18 protein-coding genes are annotated in these 18,701 nt (G+C 38.3%); 12 read left to right on the forward strand and 6 right to left on the reverse strand.

The annotated features are described in order from the left end of the window. Positions 1-109: 109 nt before the first annotated feature. The gene (locus ACH0AK_RS01460) at positions 110-763 is read left to right on the forward strand and encodes a hypothetical protein (protein WP_016619796.1); all 654 of its coding nucleotides are present in this window, start codon (positions 110-112) and stop codon (positions 761-763) included. A gap of 766 nt (positions 764-1,529) precedes the next feature. Further along, on the forward strand, positions 1,530-2,219 hold the full coding sequence (locus ACH0AK_RS01465) for a hypothetical protein (RefSeq protein WP_499796702.1): 690 nt from the start codon (positions 1,530-1,532) through the stop codon (positions 2,217-2,219). On the opposite strand, the gene ACH0AK_RS01470 is transcribed toward ACH0AK_RS01465, so the two are convergent. Then, positions 2,212-3,003: a hypothetical protein gene (locus ACH0AK_RS01470; protein ID WP_499796703.1), complete on the reverse strand. Its 792-nt coding sequence runs from the start codon at positions 3,001-3,003 to the stop codon at positions 2,212-2,214. The genes ACH0AK_RS01465 and ACH0AK_RS01470 overlap by 8 nt on opposite strands. 628 nt (positions 3,004-3,631) lie before the next feature. Here ACH0AK_RS01470 and ACH0AK_RS01475 point away from each other — a divergent pair. From ACH0AK_RS01475 to ACH0AK_RS01485, 3 genes are read left to right on the forward strand one after another with little or no spacing between them, the layout of a single operon-like run. Further along, positions 3,632-4,969 (forward strand): hypothetical protein, encoded by a 1,338-nt coding sequence (locus tag ACH0AK_RS01475; protein WP_023518969.1) that lies wholly within the window; start codon positions 3,632-3,634, stop codon positions 4,967-4,969. 35 nt (positions 4,970-5,004) lie between these two features. Beyond that, positions 5,005-7,134: a hydantoinase/oxoprolinase family protein gene (locus ACH0AK_RS01480; RefSeq protein ID WP_010736545.1), complete on the forward strand. Its 2,130-nt coding sequence runs from the start codon at positions 5,005-5,007 to the stop codon at positions 7,132-7,134. Further along, the gene (locus ACH0AK_RS01485) at positions 7,109-7,753 is read left to right on the forward strand and encodes a hypothetical protein (protein WP_023518970.1); all 645 of its coding nucleotides are present in this window, start codon (positions 7,109-7,111) and stop codon (positions 7,751-7,753) included. Before ACH0AK_RS01480 ends, ACH0AK_RS01485 begins: the two co-directional genes overlap by 26 nt. A gap of 70 nt (positions 7,754-7,823) precedes the next feature. On the opposite strand, the gene ACH0AK_RS01490 is transcribed toward ACH0AK_RS01485, so the two are convergent. From ACH0AK_RS01490 to ACH0AK_RS01505, 4 genes are all read right to left on the reverse strand, one after another. After that, positions 7,824-8,498, reverse strand: coding sequence for a GntR family transcriptional regulator (locus tag ACH0AK_RS01490; protein WP_010736543.1), 675 nt, complete (start codon positions 8,496-8,498; stop codon positions 7,824-7,826). A gap of 183 nt (positions 8,499-8,681) precedes the next feature. Beyond that, on the reverse strand, positions 8,682-8,852 hold the full coding sequence (locus ACH0AK_RS01495; protein WP_010736542.1) for a hypothetical protein: 171 nt from the start codon (positions 8,850-8,852) through the stop codon (positions 8,682-8,684). Positions 8,853-8,940: 88 nt separating this feature from the next. Beyond that, positions 8,941-9,399, reverse strand: a complete 459-nt coding sequence (locus tag ACH0AK_RS01500; protein ID WP_010736541.1) for an acyl-CoA thioesterase — start codon at positions 9,397-9,399, stop codon at positions 8,941-8,943. A 14-nt stretch (positions 9,400-9,413) separates the two neighbouring features. Next, positions 9,414-10,241: an NAD(P)H-hydrate dehydratase gene (locus ACH0AK_RS01505; RefSeq protein WP_023518972.1), complete on the reverse strand. Its 828-nt coding sequence runs from the start codon at positions 10,239-10,241 to the stop codon at positions 9,414-9,416. A gap of 142 nt (positions 10,242-10,383) precedes the next feature. Here ACH0AK_RS01505 and pepV point away from each other — a divergent pair, with 142 nt between their 5' ends. The 6 genes from pepV (at position 10,384) to ACH0AK_RS01535 (ending at position 16,520) form a co-directional block, all read left to right on the forward strand. Continuing rightward, positions 10,384-11,802, forward strand: a complete 1,419-nt coding sequence (gene pepV, locus ACH0AK_RS01510; RefSeq protein WP_137071932.1) for a dipeptidase PepV — start codon at positions 10,384-10,386, stop codon at positions 11,800-11,802. A gap of 306 nt (positions 11,803-12,108) precedes the next feature. Then, positions 12,109-12,819 carry a GntR family transcriptional regulator gene (locus ACH0AK_RS01515; protein WP_010736538.1) on the forward strand — a complete coding sequence of 237 codons (711 nt, stop codon included), beginning with the start codon at positions 12,109-12,111 and terminating at the stop codon, positions 12,817-12,819. A 170-nt stretch (positions 12,820-12,989) separates the two neighbouring features. Next, entirely contained in the window at positions 12,990-14,321 is a 1,332-nt protein-coding gene (locus tag ACH0AK_RS01520; protein WP_023518975.1) for a PTS sugar transporter subunit IIC, read from the forward strand. 57 nt (positions 14,322-14,378) lie between these two features. Further along, positions 14,379-15,734, forward strand: coding sequence for a glycoside hydrolase family 1 protein (locus ACH0AK_RS01525; RefSeq protein WP_010736536.1), 1,356 nt, complete (start codon positions 14,379-14,381; stop codon positions 15,732-15,734). A 270-nt stretch (positions 15,735-16,004) separates the two neighbouring features. Beyond that, complete coding sequence (locus ACH0AK_RS01530; RefSeq protein ID WP_010736535.1) at positions 16,005-16,184, forward strand: hypothetical protein; 180 nt, start codon at positions 16,005-16,007, stop codon at positions 16,182-16,184. Between the two features lie 135 nt (positions 16,185-16,319). After that, positions 16,320-16,520, forward strand: coding sequence for a hypothetical protein (locus ACH0AK_RS01535; RefSeq protein ID WP_010736534.1), 201 nt, complete (start codon positions 16,320-16,322; stop codon positions 16,518-16,520). A gap of 98 nt (positions 16,521-16,618) precedes the next feature. Here the strand turns inward: ACH0AK_RS01535 and ACH0AK_RS01540 are convergent, their stop codons facing one another. Then, positions 16,619-16,999 (reverse strand): PH domain-containing protein, encoded by a 381-nt coding sequence (locus ACH0AK_RS01540; protein WP_010736533.1) that lies wholly within the window; start codon positions 16,997-16,999, stop codon positions 16,619-16,621. A gap of 214 nt (positions 17,000-17,213) precedes the next feature. On the opposite strand from ACH0AK_RS01540, the gene ACH0AK_RS01545 reads away from it, so the two are divergent. Further along, on the forward strand, positions 17,214-18,671 hold the full coding sequence (locus ACH0AK_RS01545) for an NAD-dependent succinate-semialdehyde dehydrogenase (RefSeq protein ID WP_226075856.1): 1,458 nt from the start codon (positions 17,214-17,216) through the stop codon (positions 18,669-18,671). Positions 18,672-18,701 lie beyond the last annotated feature (30 nt).

Consider the following 18,701-nt stretch of genomic DNA (forward strand, 5'->3'; position numbering starts at 1 on the left):
TATGGTTCAGTATATGAATAGAAGCAAATAATGGATAGGGAGTTTTTTCCTTGTCCGTTTTCTTTTTCTATATAGAATCTCAATACTATTGATTTAAGGAGTGAAAATAATGAAACTGTTAATTATATTAGCTTTTGGTGTGCTGAGCTTAACTGGTTGCACGAAAAACGATGGAGAATTATCAGGTGAATCAAAAAATCCAATTACAATAGAATCAACTACAGAAACTGATAGTAACGAAAGTATTGAAAATCACCCCGACAATCAAACTAGTGACAATGAAGAAAGTTTTCCGTATGCAGTTGCATTTGATGAGTTGGTAGGTAGTGGATTTAGTAGCCATGCATTGTATAGTGCTGGAGTGAATGCACCTCCTTTAATTATTTTTGAAGATGGTGTGAAATACGGATCAGATCTAACTATCAATATTTATAGTTTTGAAGATAGTGAAGGTGCGGGAGGCGATCCAATCATCGATGCCATATATTCTGCTACTATAACCAATATCCCGACAAAGGAAATCACACTTTTTAATGGTCCAGGATCTGAATCAGGGGAACGGTCGGTTAAAGTAAATACTCAGTTGCAATTAAAATTTAATAATTCTTATGAGGAATCAGCATTTCCTTTTGAAACTTTTGATGGTGATATTATGTATCTGTTTTATAACAATCAAGGGAAATTATCGCTTGCTACTAGAAACTATGCTGGAAATGTCGGAGCTGAGGATATAGACACGATGATGGAATATGTTCAAGAATAGAATGTGAAAGTTTCAAATAAGCTTGGTTATAGAGGGCGAAAGAGATTTTTCCTTCGTTCTTTTTTGTGAGTGTAAACAGCGCTACAAATTGTAACTTGGTTTACAGGTAAATTGACCTATCAGCAAACGCTCTACAAGTGGCAACGAGTAGCTAGGAACCTCTGTCAACGCTTATATGACCGTGTTAGACAAAAATGTCTGTAACGAACAGCGTCGAAATTTTCGACCTAGTTAAGGGTGAGACGAAATCCGTCGGCAGTCGTGATCCATACCCGCCCAAATGGACGATATGAAAAATCATTCGGCGGAATATTCCGCTGAATAGAGCATGTTCGCATTTTTGAGAACATTTAGTTTATCGGATTTTTCAGATAAACCCATACTGTAGGAACGACCTAGCAGAACGCTACCCCATAAGATGATCTAACGGATCAGGAGGTCATCGCAAAATCTTGCGAAATGGACAAGGTCGCTTTGAACGACTTTAGGAGGCGTGAAAATCAACGAGAATAAAACTGCTCTGGTCAATTAGTGCATGAAACGCCAGAACAGCTAGAAAAGGCTCTCGGCCTCAAAAACCAGCCACGAAAAAGTGTGAGTACTTATTTGCGAATTTACGTTCGCCTTTTTTTGGGGAGTTATGGTATAATATTGGCATAATCCTTATGATTATATCCGTTGAGTGGGCTAGGAAAACGCTTGTTTTCTAGGTCCACTTTTGATTTAATAATGTTAACGGATATAAATAGAAGAAAGAGGGATTATGATGGAATCTTATGGAATAAGATCAGTGAGTAAATTTAATATTGATGGAACAAAAATAGAAGTAACACGAACGGAAAACTCAACAATAATTGTCGGCGAGATATTAAAAACCGATTCTTCAATAAAAATAGGTAATATAGAATTTAAAATTTTTAATTGTAAATATTTTAAAGAAAAGAAGTCCGATATAATTGTTGATGGAAATCCAGTTACTGAGTTTAAGGAAGTAAATCCCTTTAAAATATACTACTCATCTAAAGAAAAATTGTTAATTGCCAATTGTAGTATTGGTATTTGTACTCCATTTTTGAAGTATTTAAAACAGAGTAATCCTGAATTAGTTTCATATTCTGGTATTGATTTTGATTTTGTTAAGATAGTGAGAAATAAAGCTTTAGTTGATCAAGTTTGGTTCAGTACCTCCGATACACATGCAAGAACTAAGAGTTTCAACGGTGTAAGAGTAGACAAAAATAAAGAAGCCATGAAAGCAATCAGTGATGGCAAAGCCAGTTTTATTAAGGTACAAATAGATGTGGCATCCAATGGAAAAAATAAAAAGAGAACCATTGGGTTCTCAAAAAAAAGTGGGCTTACTATTTTTAAAAATAATGATCCCAGTATAGATGACCTTCAAAAGAAATTACAGTTACTTTTAGATGCTTATAATACTTACGGAAGTTTCAAGTAACATCTGAAAGTGCTAAATAATGTTTTGATATTTCTTCCAATTGTTTTAGATTTTCAGATTGAATTTCCATAAAATTTTTCTCAATAATAATAACAGACTCGCCCTGCTCGAATTTTAGTGAGAATGACTCAACTTCATTCTGATTTATTCTTCTTACCATTAATCCATACACGGGATTATACCCTGAAAAAGAGAGTTTAAGAGTATATATCGGATTTATAAGCATTGGTCCAGTTTGCCGCTCGGTTCCATGGTCGTCTTGTTTTCCTATAGTATTAAAGAGTTTTGAAAAAAAATCATTTGCTTTATCGAGTTCTTTTTTTGAGGATTTGAAGGACAAAGTACATTTATAAGAGCAGGTTATTTCTTGCAATTCCTCATCTATCTGAATACTTGATATTCTGTATTTTCTTATATCTGGAGATTCAATTTCAAACTCTAAATAATTTTCTTCATTATTCAATATTGATAGTTGAGAAGTTTGGGCAATAAGGCTAGTAAGGCGACTAGAAGACACATTGAATGCATCTTCATTGTAAGTTTGAAAGGCATAATATAATTCCCAAGTCACTTGTGGTTTTCTCCAAAGATGATTTAAAGCATTATTGACAACAGAGAATACAAAAAAAGAGTCATTATAGAAGTACAATGCCAAGGCTACAATTACTGTTACTAACGTCCATATGGATTCATAGCCTGGTAAAAAATCTGGATTCACAAATTGTACAAATAAATAAGCAATGGATAGTGCTAGTATAAAAAAATACTTTAATATTTTGCCCATAGTTATCACCTCTCATCCCATTCTATCAAATAAAAAAGGGGGCGACAATGAGAACGCTGAAAACAAGTAAAAACCGCCCACAAAGTGAACGGCCGCCCCACGCTAGATGAAGAATTTTGACCCAGATTTGACCCAGAATAAATTTAAACTGAGTTAAATTCTGTTAAATGATTACGTTCTTAAAGCTTAATTTATCAGTATACTTTAAGTGCTATTAAATTCTGATAAAGTTATTTAATAGCTGACCAAGCAAAAGATGCTTTAGCTAAATAAGCGCTAGAATAGCTAAACACATCCAGGTTTTCTGGATGTGTTTTTTTATATCTAACAAACTTCAATAAAATTTCTGTTATGTACAAATAAATTGAAATAACCAAATAGATAAAGTACATGATATTTTTTTGAAAAGAAAGGTGACCATAGCTCATTTTTTGTCTTAGATAATGAATCTTTGTATATAGTTATCTGACTGAAATATTTTTTCAAAAAACATTTCAGTAGCTCGTAATGAATCTTTTTTAATCATATGTACTTATTCTGTCGTTGATATTTAATGAAAGCGGTTTCTTTATAGGGTAAAATGAAGCAACTGATATATCAGTGGGATGAAATAGAATGGAGTGAGTCTATGAGCGAAATGATTATTGGCATGTTGTTGATTTTGTCGTTCTTTTTTATGGTTTGGTATTGTGTCAAAGGACTTAATTTGATGGTTGGTTTAGCGATCATGGCGACGATTTGGATGGGATTGGCGCTGATTGGTAATTTTTTCTCACCGAATGCCGCAATGGAAGGACAGTCAGTCATTGATGTGTTGACCCATGTATATGCTACTGGTCCAGCGGAATATGCGAAATCGATTTTAGTGAATGTATTCTTTGGTGCTTTTTTTGGTCGAGTATTGGTAGATAGTGGGATAGCGGCTACATTGATTCGAAAAGTCGTAGAGCTTGGCGGTGATAAACCGCGGATCACGATGAGCCTTTTATGTCTTGTAACGTCAATTATTTTTATGTCGATGACCGGGATCGGCCCAGTGATTTCAATTGCCGTGATCGTTTTACCGATTTTGATGTCGTTAGGAATTGCTGCACCTGTTGCTCTATTTGCATTCATGGGTTCGATTATGGCAGGGATCTTTGCAAATATTGTCAATTTCAAGCAATACCAAACGATCTATGCAGGGTTTAATTCTGCGGCTGAAAATTATACATACAATGATTACTTTCAAATCGGAATGATTGGCATGATCGTAAGTTTAGTAATCGTTTTGCTTGTAGCTAATATATCAATGAACACGAAGAAACGCTATGCAATGGCAGCTGAACTTCCACGAGAAGGTGGGGAAGCGCCAATGATTTCTTGGTTGGCAGTCGTTATTCCTGTGTTGGGAGTGGTGTTATTAGAAATTCCGATTATTCTTGGTTTCATGTTGGCAGGGATCTGGGCGTTGCTATTTACTGGGAAATTACGTGGTGGATACAAGGAGATCTGTCGGCAATTCGCTAAATTATTTACAGATGGAGCAACAGATGTAGCACCGATGGTTGGCTTTTTGATGACTTTAGCGATGTTCAATAATTCGGCGGTATATGCTTCTTCTTATTTCTCTGCGATTTTGGGAGACTTTATTCCCCAGACACCTTTTGTGTTGGCACTTGCCTTTGCATTGTTGACGCCTCTAGGTTTTTTCCGTGGTCCGTTGAGTCTAGTCGGTTCGGGATCAGCGATTTTAGCAGTAGTTTTAGCAGTCAATCCGACAATGCCTGTGGCCTTCTTATTTCCGTTATTTGCGACGACGACCATTGCGCCACAGCATTTAGATATCACTCAATCCTGGATTGCATGGGGATTAGGGTATACAAAGGTTTCCTCTCGTGAATTCATGAAAAAATCGATTCCGACAGGGTGGGCGATCGGTGTGATCGTCTGTATCTTGACGTTGATCCTTTATGGTAATTTTTGATAGGTATAGAAAGTAAAAAATTTGGAGGATGCAAAATGAAGCGTGCAGTAAGAATGGGCATTGATGTAGGCGGTACCCATACAAAAGCAGTCGCAATCGACAATGCGACACATGAAGTCATCGGTAAATCATCTGTTAAAACAACGCATCACCATCCAGAGGGTGTAGCTGCAGGGGTCGTACAATCGTTCCAAAATTGTTTGCAAGAAAATCAGATCAGCCCCGAGGATGTTGTTTTTGTCGCGCATTCTACAACTCAAGCAACGAATGCCTTGATTGAAGGAGATGTGGCAAAAGTAGGAGTGATCGGAATGGCAAAGGGCGGGTTCGAAGGTTTTTTGGCAAAAAGACAAACTCGATTAGCACCGATTGATTTAGGGAATAATCGAAAAATAGACATTGCAAATGTGTTCTTGCCAATCAAACAATTGACAAATGAACGAGTGTTAGAGACGATTGCTACACTTAAAAAAGAACAGGCGGAAGTTTTAGTTTCTTCCATGGCTTTTGGCGTAGATAATAGTGAACCAGAACAAGTCATCTATTCACTTGCTTCGGAACAAGGGATACCAACAACGATGGCTTCTGAAATCACAAAGCTTTATGGTTTGACGAGACGAACACGAACGGCAGCGATCAATGCCTCGATTTTACCTAAAATGTTAGAAACAGCGACATCAACTGAACGTTCCGTTCGAACTGCCGGTGTCAATGTTTCTTTGATGATCATGCGTGGTGATGGTGGTGTAATGGAAATTGCTGAAATGAAGAAGCGACCAGTATTAACGATGCTTTCAGGTCCAGCTGCCTCTGTCATGGGTTCTTTGATGTATTTACGTGCCTCGAATGGTGTGTATTTTGAAGTTGGAGGGACAACGACTAATATTGGTGTTATCAGGAATGGGCGTCCAGCCATCGATTACTCAGTGGTCGGCGGTCATGCGACCTATATTTCATCGTTAGATGTTCGTGTCTTAGGTGTGGCCGGTGGTTCAATGGTTCGGGCAGATCGCACAGGGATCCTTGATGTGGGACCACGTTCAGCCCATATTGCTGGATTGGATTATGCTGTATTCACACCGATTGAAAAAATCGATCAACCGAAAATCGTTTTTTTCTCACCCATTGAGGGAGATCCGGCTGATTATGTCAAAGTGATTTTGGCAGACGGAAAAGAGGTCACTATTACCAATACATGTGCAGCGAATGTTCTTGGGCTTGTCCAAGAAGAACACTTTTCTTATGGTGATCCACAAGCCGCAAGAAAAGCCATGGAAGCTTTAGCAGCTTATTGTCAGACTTCTGTGGAAGATATCGCTGAGCAGATCATGGCAAAAGCTTATGCCAAAATCGAACCAGTGATTTTGGAACTGGCAGAAAAATATCAATTGGAAAAAGAGCAAATCTCCTTGGTTGGGGTAGGCGGTGGAGCAGCGTCCTTGATTACTTATTTTAGTCAGAAAATGGGTGTTAAGTATTCAATACCAGAAAATGCGGAAGTGATCTCATCTATCGGTGTGGCATTAGCGATGGTGAGAGATGTGGTTGAACGAATCATTCCTTCTCCAAGTAAAGAAGATATTCGAGGATTGAAAAATGAAGCGATGAATAAAGCAATCGAATCTGGCGCTACACCAGAATCGATTGAGGTCCATGTTGAAATTGATCCACAGACATCGAAAGTGACGGCAATTGCTACAGGTTCAACGGAAGTCAAAGCGACTGATTTAACAAAGCAGATCAGTGAAACAGAGGCGTTGACATTAGCTGCAGAAGATTTACGGATGTCCCTCAAAGATGTTCGTTTATTAGCGAATACTGACTACTTCTATGTGGTTGGGGAAAATAGTCCAGAACATTCAATCGGCGCATTACGGATCATCGACCAAAAAGGATTCATCAAAGTTCAAAGAGGGTATGCAAAATGTCTGAAAACTACAGCTGAACAGTATCTCTCCGCTGTCCAACAATTATGGGAAGAACTTGCGGTCTATCAGACGGAGCTGATTGCTCGACCGGAATTTTATCTATGTATCGGCGCGCGTGTCGCAGATTTTTCAGCGACAGAATTTGAACAACTACAACTCTTGATGGAGTTAGAAATCGCGATGTTGGAACCAGCGGAAGAAGTGATCGTGATTGCGGGAAATATCAAGCAAAAGTAAACTAGATGAGTTGATTTCAAAATTAATGACGATTTCTGATAAACAGTGGTGTGATTATCAATTTAAACGAGAGATTTTAGTAGGGAAACTCTCACTTTCTGAGCAACGAGCATGGGGAGAACTGGCGAGACAATGTGGAGAAAGGTTAGCAGAACTGATTTATCGAAAGTACCATACAAGAAATATTCATGCGCTTTGTCGTACATTAAATGTCGCTATCTCCTATGGAGAAACAGCATGGCGGAATGATCGTTTGACACTCGCCACTTACGATGAAACAACGGGGATCTGTTTAATGACAGAACCAATCCAGAAGTTTGAACAGGAAAAGATCACTGCTCTCCCACTGGAACAAGTGACTTCTTTGATTTTAGCACATGAATTGTATCATCATCTTGAAACATGCGATCCTACATTGTATACCCAACAGAAAACTGTAGAACTATGGCGATTTTTTGGGTATCGCCATCAGTCTAAGATCCGAACATTGAGTGAGATTGCAGCGATGAGCTTTTCGGAGAAGTTGAATAACGTAGGATTTTCACCATATGTGTTAGAAGTCGCTATGATTTGGCCGTATGATCCTCTACTCTGTGAGCGACTTGTTCAGTCATTGTAAATCTATTTGAATAAGGCAAAAGAAGGCGCAAACGTTCCTAAAAATTGCGGAGCGTTACGCCTCTTTTGAATCATCCTTCAGAGGATGCTTCAAAATAATTCGGATAATGAAGGATCACTTGTTCTTGTTCCTCAATGATCATATGGAGGTGGAGGTTACAAAGAAATCCCACTTCATCAAGTGCGTGTTCTTTCATGGCTCTCAATAAGATTTGATGTTCATCTAATACACGGCCCCAATCTAATTCAGAAATCGTCAAACGCAACCAACGGAAACGATCTAAGTGAGTGCTATAGCTTTCAAGCCAAGTCCATATTTCTTCTTTCCCCGCAACTTTGTAACACATTTGGTGAAAGGCTTTATCCAAAAGAAAGAAGGTTTTTTTGTCTTGTGCCAAGATGGCTTGATCCGTCTGTTCTAAAATCATCTCCAAGCGTTGATGAGCGGTATCGTTCATTTTAGCACTGCACTCTTGTAAAATCGGTTGTTCTAATTTTTCTCGCATGTAACGTGCCAAGTCTGCGGAACGTATGTCGATTTTTGAGATATATGTACCGGATTGAGGAATTGTTTTGATCAATTCCTGATTTCTAAGTTGGATCAATGCTTCTCGAATTGGCGTGCGTCCAATCGTTAGTTGTTCTTCTAAGATTCTGTCGGAAATCTTACTCCCTGGAGCTAATTCAGAATAGATGATTTGTTGTCTGATAGCTTCGTATGCTTGTTGTTGCAAATTGTTCCCCATAGAACACCCCTTTCAAAAAGTTATATCCAGTATAGCATATCCTTTACTAGGAACAGAATAAGGGAGGAAGCAATAGGAACAGCGAACGGAAACACAAAAATAGAGCCGCAAACAATTGGTTTGTCGACTCTTTTCAATACATATCCATAGTGCGAACATCTCATCCTTTCACGAAAGCAACAGTCAATCTGGGCGAACTTCCTGCAGTTGTTTGACACGACCACCGATTTGATTGGCAAAGGTTTCTGATTCTTTTTTGTCTTTGAAGACAAGCAAGTTTTCCGGGTTTTTTTCACGTGTGCGACAGCCAGTTTTATCAATATAACCGTGTAGTACTTTCACGACATACATCATAATCACCTGCTTTTTTTCTTTCCATTATACAAATCGGGGGTTAAAAGGCAAGAATAAACACTTATTTTTTATTTTATTTTATTTTATTTTATTTTATTTCTGTTGCAGAATCAGGGGCTGCGTCGATGTTTGCATAAGTTTTAAACAGACTATCCAAGCTAGGGTTGACACGGCTTAGTTTGACTAAACGTTGATTTTCTGCAAGTAAGAAACAGTGCTGGCTTGTACCGGTCGTCCGTAAACGCTGATCTTCTGTGTCGTAGATCTCATAACGGAAATTCAAGCGTGTGCCTGTGTAGCTTTCGATAATCGGTTGGATCAAGATTTTGTCCCCATAACGGATCATCTCTTTGTATTCGCAACTTACGCCTAGTACAGGGATGATGATGCCTTGTTCTTCGATTTTCTTGTAACTAAAATCCAAGTGTTCTAACAAGGCAACACGTGCTTCTTCGAACCAGCGGATATAGTTGCTGTGGTGAATGATACCCATTTGATCGGTTTCATAATAAAAAGGCTCTCTAAGGTAGCCGGTATATTTTTCCATTGTTATGCTCCTTCTTATCTTTGACTAAAATAATGCATCCATTTTGGGATGTACTGACTGATTTGAGTCGGTAAAACGACATACTGCTCTTTTGCTAATTGATCGCCGATAAAGCTATGCAAATAGACAGCGGCACTGATCGTTTGGTCATTTTTTGGAAACTGAGCTAAAAAACCAGCAATCATGCCAGCTAACGTATCCCCCATACCACCTGTTGCCATAGCTGGTGTACCTGCTGTATTGTAATAGATGCCATTTTGCCCATAGATCGTTGTTTGATGACTTTTTAAAACCAGAGATGCCCCTAATTCTTGTTGCTTCTGCTGATTATTCTCTTCAGATTGCTCATCTAAACGCAATCCACTGACGCGTTGCCATTCCATTTGATGGGGTGTGAGAACGGTATGCTCTGGATAAGGAAGCTCCAGCGAATACGTAGCGAGCAGTGTCAAAGCAGAACCATCAATGACTAACCATTGTTTTTCTGTTTGATTTGTCAGGACAAATTGCAGAAGTTCAAGGCTTTGTTGGTTGGTCCCTAATCCCGGACCAATCAGTAAGACATCGGCATCTTCAAAAGCCGAATGCCATGTTTCTTTATTTGTCCAATCCCCTACCATTGCCTCTGGTAAATGACTATGGACGGTCACGTGATTATTAGGATCTGTTACAACAGTTGTCAAGCCAGCCCCACTATGGACAGCTGCTAAAGCGCTCATGATGATCGCACCGCCAAACTGTTCATTTCCGCCAATCAGTACGACTTTTCCAAACGTACCTTTATGGGATTCCACAGGACGAGGAGTAATCACTTGTTGGAGTAATCGTTCATTTAATTCCATGAGAAAACCTCCTTTTTTTCATTATAGCCCATAATATTTAGGGAAAAAACTGTTTCGTTTATCCGTTGTCTGATTTTTTAAACAATTTGTCTGATTTATGTTATGATGAACTCGTAGACTGAATGAGTGGAGGAGTAACTTTATGACAATCAATTGGCAAAAAGAAGTCGAAGCACGTAAAGAAGACTTGCTTGAAGACTTAAAAAATCTTTTACGCGTAAGCAGTGAACGTGATGATTCAAAAGCAACTGCAGATGCACCATTTGGACCTGGGCCTCGTGACGCATTGAAACACATGCTTGCTTATGGTGAACGTGATGGCTTCGTTGTAAAAAACGTGGACAATTACGCAGGACACATCGATCTAGGTGAAGGAGACGAAACCTTAGGGATTTTTGGGCATATGGATGTTGTGCCTGCTGGCGATGGTTGGGATACTGATCCTTACGAACCAGTGATCAAAGACGGAAAAATCTTTGCTCGTGGGTCAAGTGATGACAAAGGACCAAGTATGGCTGCCTATTATGCGATGAAAATCATCAAAGACCTAGATTTAGAATTATCGAAAAAAGTTCGCTTTGTCGTAGGTAGTGACGAAGAAAGTGGTTGGGCAGATATGGCTTACTACTTTGAACATGAAGAAGAACCTGATTTCGGTTTCTCACCAGATGCGGAATTTCCGATCATCAACGGAGAAAAAGGCAATGTTTCTTTCGGATTCCGTTTTAAAGGCGATAATGCCGGTGACTATGTATTGAAATCATTTACGTCAGGTTTACGTGAAAACATGGTGCCAGGAACAGCGATTGCAAAAATCGAAGTACCAAGCGCAGATGCAGCAGTTGCTTTAGAAAAGGCATTTTATGAATTTGTTGAAGCAAACCCAATCAACGGTTCGATCGAAGCAGAGCATACATTTGTTACGATCAACGTAGTCGGAAAAGGAGCACATGGCGCAAGCCCACAATCTGGGATCAATGCCGGCTCTTTCTTAGCGAGCTTCCTTGATGATTATGAATTTATTGGTGCAGCTAAACAATTCATCCATGTGGCAGCTACTTACGTCCATGAAGACTTTTATGGTGAGAAATTAGGCGTTGCCCACGAAGACGAAAAAATGGGTAAACTAACAATGAACGCTGGGTTGTTTGCGTTTAAAGAAAATGGTTCAGAAGACGATAACTATATCAACATGAACTTCCGTTTTCCTAAGGGCACAACCACAGATGAATTAGAAAGCAAACTGAACAAAACAGTAGCAGACGAAGGTGCGTCAGTTACTCGTGGTGCCCGTGTAATGGAACCACATTATGTACCAATGGATGATCCGTTGGTTGAAACATTATTACAAGTCTACGAAGATCATACCGGCGAAAAAGGCTACGAACAAATCATCGGTGGCGGCACATACGGACGCTTATTAAAACGCGGTGTTGCGTATGGCGCAATGTTTCCAGGCTACACAGATACAATGCACCAAGCAAATGAATTTATGAGTCTAGATGACTTATTCCGTGCTACAGCGATTTATGCAGATGCCATCTACCGTTTGGCAAAGTAAATCATCTTTATTCGTACTTCAACATTCATTACAAAAGTCAGAAATAGTTGTACGCCTATCTTAGATATAACATGATAAAATCATTAGGCAACAAATGACAAAGACTTGAGTGACACCTGGCCTTCAGAGAATTGGGCTTCTCTGAAGGCTTTTTTTGGATTCCAAAAAGCGGATATGTTAATAATTGAATAAACGTCTTCCTGACTAGTCATTTGTTTATTTGTTAGTTAAAGTTGTAAAGGTTATTTACATTTTCTTGTTATTCTATTAATATAATAAGTGTATACAAATTTTTGGGGGGGTGAAATGAATATGCCTAAATACATCGAAATTGCTCGTTCTTTGAAAAATAAGATTATCGAGGGTGAATTTAAAGAAGGCGAGCTATTACCAAACCAAGAAGCATTGGCAAAAACCTATAATACGAGTCGAGTAACTGTCAGAAAAGCGATACAGTTATTGATTGATGAATCTTTGCTTTACACAAGACGGGGATCGGGGACATATGTTAGGAGCAACATAAAAAAGGACAATGAGAGTGTGACCCAGATCAATAGCGTATTTGGGACTTCTGCTCAAGAAGGGACGGCGGTGACTAGTAAAATCATCCGCTTTGATGTGCGTTTTCCCACTTCTTATGAGTCTGAAGAATTGAAAATAAAGGCGACTGATCCGGTCTATGATATTAAACGAGTGAGATATGTCAATGAAGAGGCGAGAAGTATAGAGACATCTATCATGCCTCTTAAGTACATCAAAAATTTGGACGAAGAGATTTTAAAGGGGTCCATCTATAACTATATCAGAGAAGAGTTAGGTTATGTGGTTAGTGCGGCCCGTCGAGTGATCATTGCTTCAAAGGCAAATCATTTAGATAGTGAAGAGTTTGAGATCGAGGTAGGCGACCCGATTTTGGAAACCAATCAGATCGTCTTTTTTGATGATGGTACGCCGTTTGATCTATCTAAGACAAGATATCCCTATACGTCAGGAAAAATAGTAGCAGACATCAATTAGATCATAATGTTTAAAAGACTGTGCTTGTCACGATCAAGTGTGGTCTTTTTTCTTTCGTCGACAAATAAGTATATACTAATTTTAATTATGTATTTACAAAAGTTATTGCAGGTGATATTCTGTATTAGAAGTTGATATACAACTTTAGACAATTCAGGAGGCATAAATAAATGGATGAGAAAAAAAGGGAAGCTTTGATGGGAAGATTTGTTTTAACAGCTCAAAAAATCGGCAATCAAATTTATTTAAGAACACTGCGTGATTCATTTGCTACTATCATGCCTTTATTTATTTTAGCAGGTATTGCTATTTTAATTAATTCGGTAGTGTTAGATCCGTCAGGTTGGTTCCAAAATATGATTAGCGCGGACACAATGGCATCTTGGCAAAACTGGGGATCGATCATTACGAACTCGACCCTTAATATCACTGGGATTATTCTTGTACTCACCATTGGCTATTTCTTGTCAAAAAATAGAGGGTTTGATAATCCAATCGGCGTTGTGATCGCTGTTGTTCCAGCATTTTTGACGTTACTCCCAACAATGATCGAGACAACACCGATCAATGCGGAAACGGCTGTGGAAATCAGTGGAGTCATCAGTTACGGAAATATTGGTTCAAAAGGAGTATTTGCTGCAATCATTACTGGATTATTGGCAACAGAGCTATACATTCGTCTGACACGTTCTAAAAAGTTGCAAGTCAACTTAGGAGATAGTGTTCCGCCAGCAGTAGGAAAATCTTTTAACACGATGTTCCCATTGATCATTGTCGTTTCATTGTTTGCCTTTGCTTCATTTTTGATCCAACTAACAGGAAATGATTTTATGAGAATCATTGAGCAATTCATCCAAGAACCGTTACGTGGTGTAGGTACTTCATTTATTGGTTACTTATTTTTAGTTTGTTTTGGCAACTTACTATTTTCATTCGGTATTCACCAATCTGTCATCACTGGTCCGATCCTAGATCCATTATTGATGGTAAATATGAATGAGAATATGGCAGCTACTGCGAATGGTGAGGCTGCTCCTCACATCATCAACTCAGCGTTCCACCAAGTATATGGCGCTTTGATGGGGGGAACTGGTTCGACCATTGCTTTAGTGATAGCAATATTGATTTTTAGTCACTATCAAGCATATAAAGATTTATCTAAGTTGGCGTTAGGCCCTAATATTTTCAACATCAATGAACCTGTGATTTTTGGATTACCGATCGTCTTCAACTTACCGATGATCATTCCTTTTGTATTATCACCGATCGTAGGTACGACCATTGGCTATTTAGCAACATCGATGGAACTAGTTAATCAATGTGTGGTTCCAATTCCATGGACGACACCACCATTTTTAAGTGGATTTTTAGCAACAGCAGGTGATTGGCGAGCAATTGTTGTTCAAGCAGTTATTATCGTTGCGTTAGTCTTCTTCTATCTTCCATTCTTGAAAATCAGTGAACGGGTTGCTCGTATAAATGCTGAGATGAGTCTTTCTTAAACGATTGCTAAAAGGAAATAGACAAATGATAAATAGAACGATGATTGGGATGATAAGATGGTAAAGGAAAAATTTTTCTGGGGAGATTCCTCCTCAAGTATGCAAACTGAAGGTGCTTGGAAGGAAGGCGGAAAAGGATTGTCTGTTTATGACGTTCGTGAAGCGACTGAAACTACTTCAGATTGGAAACATGGGATTGATCGCTATCATAGATATGAAGAAGATCTTGATTTGATGCAAGAAATGGGTATGAATTTTTATCGCTTTCAAACTTCTTGGTCACGTGTCAATCCTACAGGTGATGGAGCATTCAATGAAGAGGGTCTCTTATTTTATGATCATTATATCGATGCGATGCTAAAACGGAATATTGAACCCATGCTATGTCTCTATCATTTTGATATGCCACTCCATCTTGCACAAAATTACGATGGTTTTATGAGTAAACACGTCGTAGATGCTTTTGTGGAATATGGGAAAAAAATGGTGGATCGTTACAAGAATAAAGTCAAGTATTGGGTAACTTTCAATGAACAAAACTTGTATTCAACACCGTTGGCACTATTATACGGGGGAACATTGAATACTGAAAATACAACGGATAACATTCATCAAATCGCGCATAATATCATGGTCGCACATGCCAAAATCGCCAACTATATCCATGAAACGACAGATGGACAAATCGGTGGGATGTTAGCCTATTCCAATATGTACCCTGCGACAAATCACCCCAAAGATGTATTAATTGCGAGAGAATGGGATGAGTTTATCAACCAGAATCTTTTGGATGCTTTTTGTGGGCGTAGTTATTCGAAACAAGTTTTGACGTTTGAAAAACAGTATTTGAATGTAGACATGACAGAGGAAGAACTTACTGAAATCGGAAGACTAACAAGTGATTATTTAGCGTTCAGTTACTATTGTACAGGAAGTATCAGTCATAAAAATATTCCAGCAGACGTTGCACCAAATTATTATTTGACGTATGGTGAAGTAGAAAATCCATTTGTTTCGATGAATGACTGGAATCTAGGAATTGATCCTCTTGGCTTTAGAGATATCATCAACAAGATGTATCAAAAATACAATCTACCGATTTTTCCCGTTGAAAATGGGATAGGCACGCAGGAAAATTGGGATGGCCATACACCTATTGAAGACGACTACCGCATTTATTACCATGAACAACATATTAAAGCAATGAAAGATGCAATGAGCATTGACGGCTGTGAAGTACTAGGTTATCTTGGCTGGGGATTAATTGATCTACCTAGCTCAAAAGGTGATATGGAAAAAAGATACGGGATGGTTTACGTCAATAGAGGAAATCATGATCTACGTGATATGAAACGCATACCTAAAAAAAGCTTCTATTGGTTCAAGGAATTTCTTCAAAAAGAGCAAGGCTGATAGGATGAGTAAATAATAGCAAAATAGATAGTTGCATGTATTCGCTGGATCAAGTGGATACATGTAGTTTTTTTTGTATATTCTTATTTGTTTGAAGAGTTAAGTGATGAATCAATAATACAGTTAGTCTGCTGAATGTTCACAAGCGACTATCTAGGCGGGATTTTTTACTTTATAGTTTGAAGGAAATACTTTTTTTATTTTCAAAAAAAATTGGTTCATTCTTTCGACATTTATCCAATAGAATAATTATTAAAGGGGGGAATTACGATGGAACACGAAACATTGGAAGGGCTTAGAGAAAGAAAACAGCGTAAATTAGCATCAGTTAAAGAGCAAGCATTAAATGAAGTCGACAGAAATAAAGAAGTAACTAAAGATAGTAAAGAAGTATTACACAGTGGTGATTCTCAGACTATTGTGCAAAGCGAAAAAAATAAAGAGAGATAAATTTTCAAAAATCTAGAATATGAATAGAAGAGACTTGGACGTCCCGCCATCCTGTTCGATTGATACTACTTTCTAGATTTGTATGGTCACAGTGAATCTTAGAAACCAAACTTCTTCGAAAGAAAGGAGAGCGTGATGAGAGAAAAAGATCTAGAAAAGTTAAAAGAGAAAAGAAGACAAAAAATCGAGGGTATCAAACAACGTTCTTTTACAGAAATCAATAAAATCAAAGAGAAAAATATGAAGAAACTTAAACTAGAAAAAATGGACTTTAAAGAAAAAAGAACAAAAGATCAAAAAATGAAGGCTATGTATTATAAAATTTTAAGTCTCTAGAAGCGTTTTTGCATAAGTCGTCAACAATGCACAATCAGCCTCCACACCCAAAATTCTTCAAGTTTTGGATGTGGAGGCTCTTTGTGATGATCGTAAGTTTAAGATAAAACAGCTGCAGCAAGTGCCTGTTGTACAGCGATGATATTCTTATCTTTTCTAAATTGTAACGATTCAGCGGGTAATTCTGCGCTAGAGATCCAAATTTTCAATTCGGCATCTAAATCAAAATGCCCACTTGTTTCAATCGAAAAACGTGAAATCGAACGGTAAGGGATCGATTTATATTCGCTTTTTTTACCGGTCATTCCTTGTTTATCGACGATAATCATCCGACGGTCGGTAAAAATAATCAAATCACGTACTAATTTGAACGCTAACTCTACCTGTTCCATTGGAATCAGGATTTCTTGAACTTCTCTTGTGATATTGGTTGTATCTTTTTGGGTAGCATTTCCCATCAAGCCATCAAATAGTCCCATAAAAGCACTCCTTTAGTCGTAGGATAAAATTATAGTGATACTTCTATTTCATTGTAACAAAGGTTTTGAATGAACGATCAATTTATTCTTCAAAAGAACGAAAAAATTGAAGATGTAGGTCTAAGTTGGATCGATTCATACTAAACAGATGGTTTGAGCTTTGACTTTATTAGTGTTACGGTTGTTATGTAATTAAGAATAGAGGAGGAAAACTATGGGGAAATATGATTTACCGCAAGTAGAAACTCATCTTTATATTAATGGCAAATGGCTTGAAGGCTCTGAAGGAACAGTTGATGTCGTCAATCCAACAACTGGTGAAACATTAGCAAGCGTTCAACAAGGTGGCGAAAAAGAGACAAAAGAAGCAATCAAGGCTGCCAACAAGGCTTTCGAAGATTGGTCAAGAACAGCACCAAGCGAACGAGCAAAATTAATGAATAAAATGGCTGATCTTGTAGAAGAAGACAGTGAACGTTTAGCAAAAATCATGACGATGGAACAAGGAAAACCGCTTGCTCAAGCGACGGCAGAAATCCAAACAAATGTCGAGAACCTTCGCTGGAATGCAGCGCAAGGTCAACGAATCATGGGAGAAATCATTCCTTCACCTGAAGGAAAACAATGGCAAGCACGTAAACAACCAATTGGTGTCGTCGGTGCCATCACACCATGGAATTTTCCTTCTAATATGATCATTCGTAAAATCTCACCGGCAATCGCCGCAGGATGTACGGTTATCTTAAAACCAGCAAAATCAACACCTTTATCAGCACTTGCGCTGATGGAACTATTCCACAAAGCTGGCTTTCCAGATGGCGTTGTAAATATCGTCATGGGTGATTCCTCAACGATCGGGAAGATTTTATCTGAATCGGATGATATCCAAAAAATCACATTCACAGGCTCAACAGAAGTCGGACAAATTCTAAATGAACAAGCAGCACCTACCTTGAAAAAAGTTTCCATGGAGCTAGGTGGACATGCGCCATTTATTATTTTTCCAGATGCTGATGTAGAATTAGCAGTCGATACATTGATCAAAACGAAATTTATCAACAATGGACAAGTATGTACGTCACCAAATCGAATTTTTATCCATAAAGAAATCAAAGAACAAGCAACAAAATTGATTGTGGAAAAAATCAGAGAAGTGACTGTTGGAAATGGATTAGACGATCCAACTACGGGGCCATTGATCAATGAAGAAGGCGTAAAAAAAGTTGAAGAACAACTAGAAGATGCAGTAGCTAAAGGAGCAGAAATCTTGGCTGGCGGTCATCGTCTAACGGACGGAGAATATGCAAATGGCTTCTTCTTTGAACCGACAGTATTAGATGGTGTAAAAAAGGAAATGGATATTTTCTACAATGAAACATTTGGACCAGTGATTCCAATCATTACATTTGAAGACGAAGAACAAGTAATCAAAGATGCCAATGATACGATTTTTGGTTTAGCATCGTATTTCTTTGCGACAAATATCCATACGATCCACAATGTAAGCAATAAATTGCAATATGGCATGGTTGGCGTCAATGACACGGCCATCTCAAATTCTGCGACGCCATTTGGGGGAGTCAAACATTCAGGATTTGGCCGTGAGAACGGAACTTTTGGGGTAGAAGAATATGTCGAAGTGAAGTTTGTGACGATTGCATCAGAGAAATAAATGATAAGATAAAAAAGAAGAGGGATGATT

It is taken from the genome of Enterococcus pernyi (assembly GCF_045371165.1).
Taxonomy (GTDB): domain Bacteria; phylum Bacillota; class Bacilli; order Lactobacillales; family Enterococcaceae; genus Enterococcus_B; species Enterococcus_B pernyi.

Coding starts and splice junctions, on each gene's coding strand:
- pepV (WP_137071932.1), top strand. CDS start 10,384: ATGACAATCAATTGGCAAAAAGAAGTCGAAGCACGTAAAGAAGACTTG.
- ACH0AK_RS01500 (WP_010736541.1), bottom strand. CDS start 9,399: ATGGAAAAATATACCGGCTACCTTAGAGAGCCTTTTTATTATGAAACC.
- ACH0AK_RS01495 (WP_010736542.1), bottom strand. CDS start 8,852: ATGATGTATGTCGTGAAAGTACTACACGGTTATATTGATAAAACTGGC.
- ACH0AK_RS01535 (WP_010736534.1), top strand. CDS start 16,320: ATGAGAGAAAAAGATCTAGAAAAGTTAAAAGAGAAAAGAAGACAAAAA.
- ACH0AK_RS01530 (WP_010736535.1), top strand. CDS start 16,005: ATGGAACACGAAACATTGGAAGGGCTTAGAGAAAGAAAACAGCGTAAA.
- ACH0AK_RS01460 (WP_016619796.1), top strand. CDS start 110: ATGAAACTGTTAATTATATTAGCTTTTGGTGTGCTGAGCTTAACTGGT.
- ACH0AK_RS01515 (WP_010736538.1), top strand. CDS start 12,109: ATGAATATGCCTAAATACATCGAAATTGCTCGTTCTTTGAAAAATAAG.
- ACH0AK_RS01545 (WP_226075856.1), top strand. CDS start 17,214: ATGGGGAAATATGATTTACCGCAAGTAGAAACTCATCTTTATATTAAT.
- ACH0AK_RS01470 (WP_499796703.1), bottom strand. CDS start 3,003: ATGGGCAAAATATTAAAGTATTTTTTTATACTAGCACTATCCATTGCT.
- ACH0AK_RS01480 (WP_010736545.1), top strand. CDS start 5,005: ATGAAGCGTGCAGTAAGAATGGGCATTGATGTAGGCGGTACCCATACA.
- ACH0AK_RS01490 (WP_010736543.1), bottom strand. CDS start 8,498: ATGGGGAACAATTTGCAACAACAAGCATACGAAGCTATCAGACAACAA.
- ACH0AK_RS01525 (WP_010736536.1), top strand. CDS start 14,379: ATGGTAAAGGAAAAATTTTTCTGGGGAGATTCCTCCTCAAGTATGCAA.
- ACH0AK_RS01520 (WP_023518975.1), top strand. CDS start 12,990: ATGGATGAGAAAAAAAGGGAAGCTTTGATGGGAAGATTTGTTTTAACA.
- ACH0AK_RS01465 (WP_499796702.1), top strand. CDS start 1,530: ATGGAATCTTATGGAATAAGATCAGTGAGTAAATTTAATATTGATGGA.
- ACH0AK_RS01505 (WP_023518972.1), bottom strand. CDS start 10,241: ATGGAATTAAATGAACGATTACTCCAACAAGTGATTACTCCTCGTCCT.
- ACH0AK_RS01475 (WP_023518969.1), top strand. CDS start 3,632: ATGAGCGAAATGATTATTGGCATGTTGTTGATTTTGTCGTTCTTTTTT.
- ACH0AK_RS01540 (WP_010736533.1), bottom strand. CDS start 16,999: ATGGGACTATTTGATGGCTTGATGGGAAATGCTACCCAAAAAGATACA.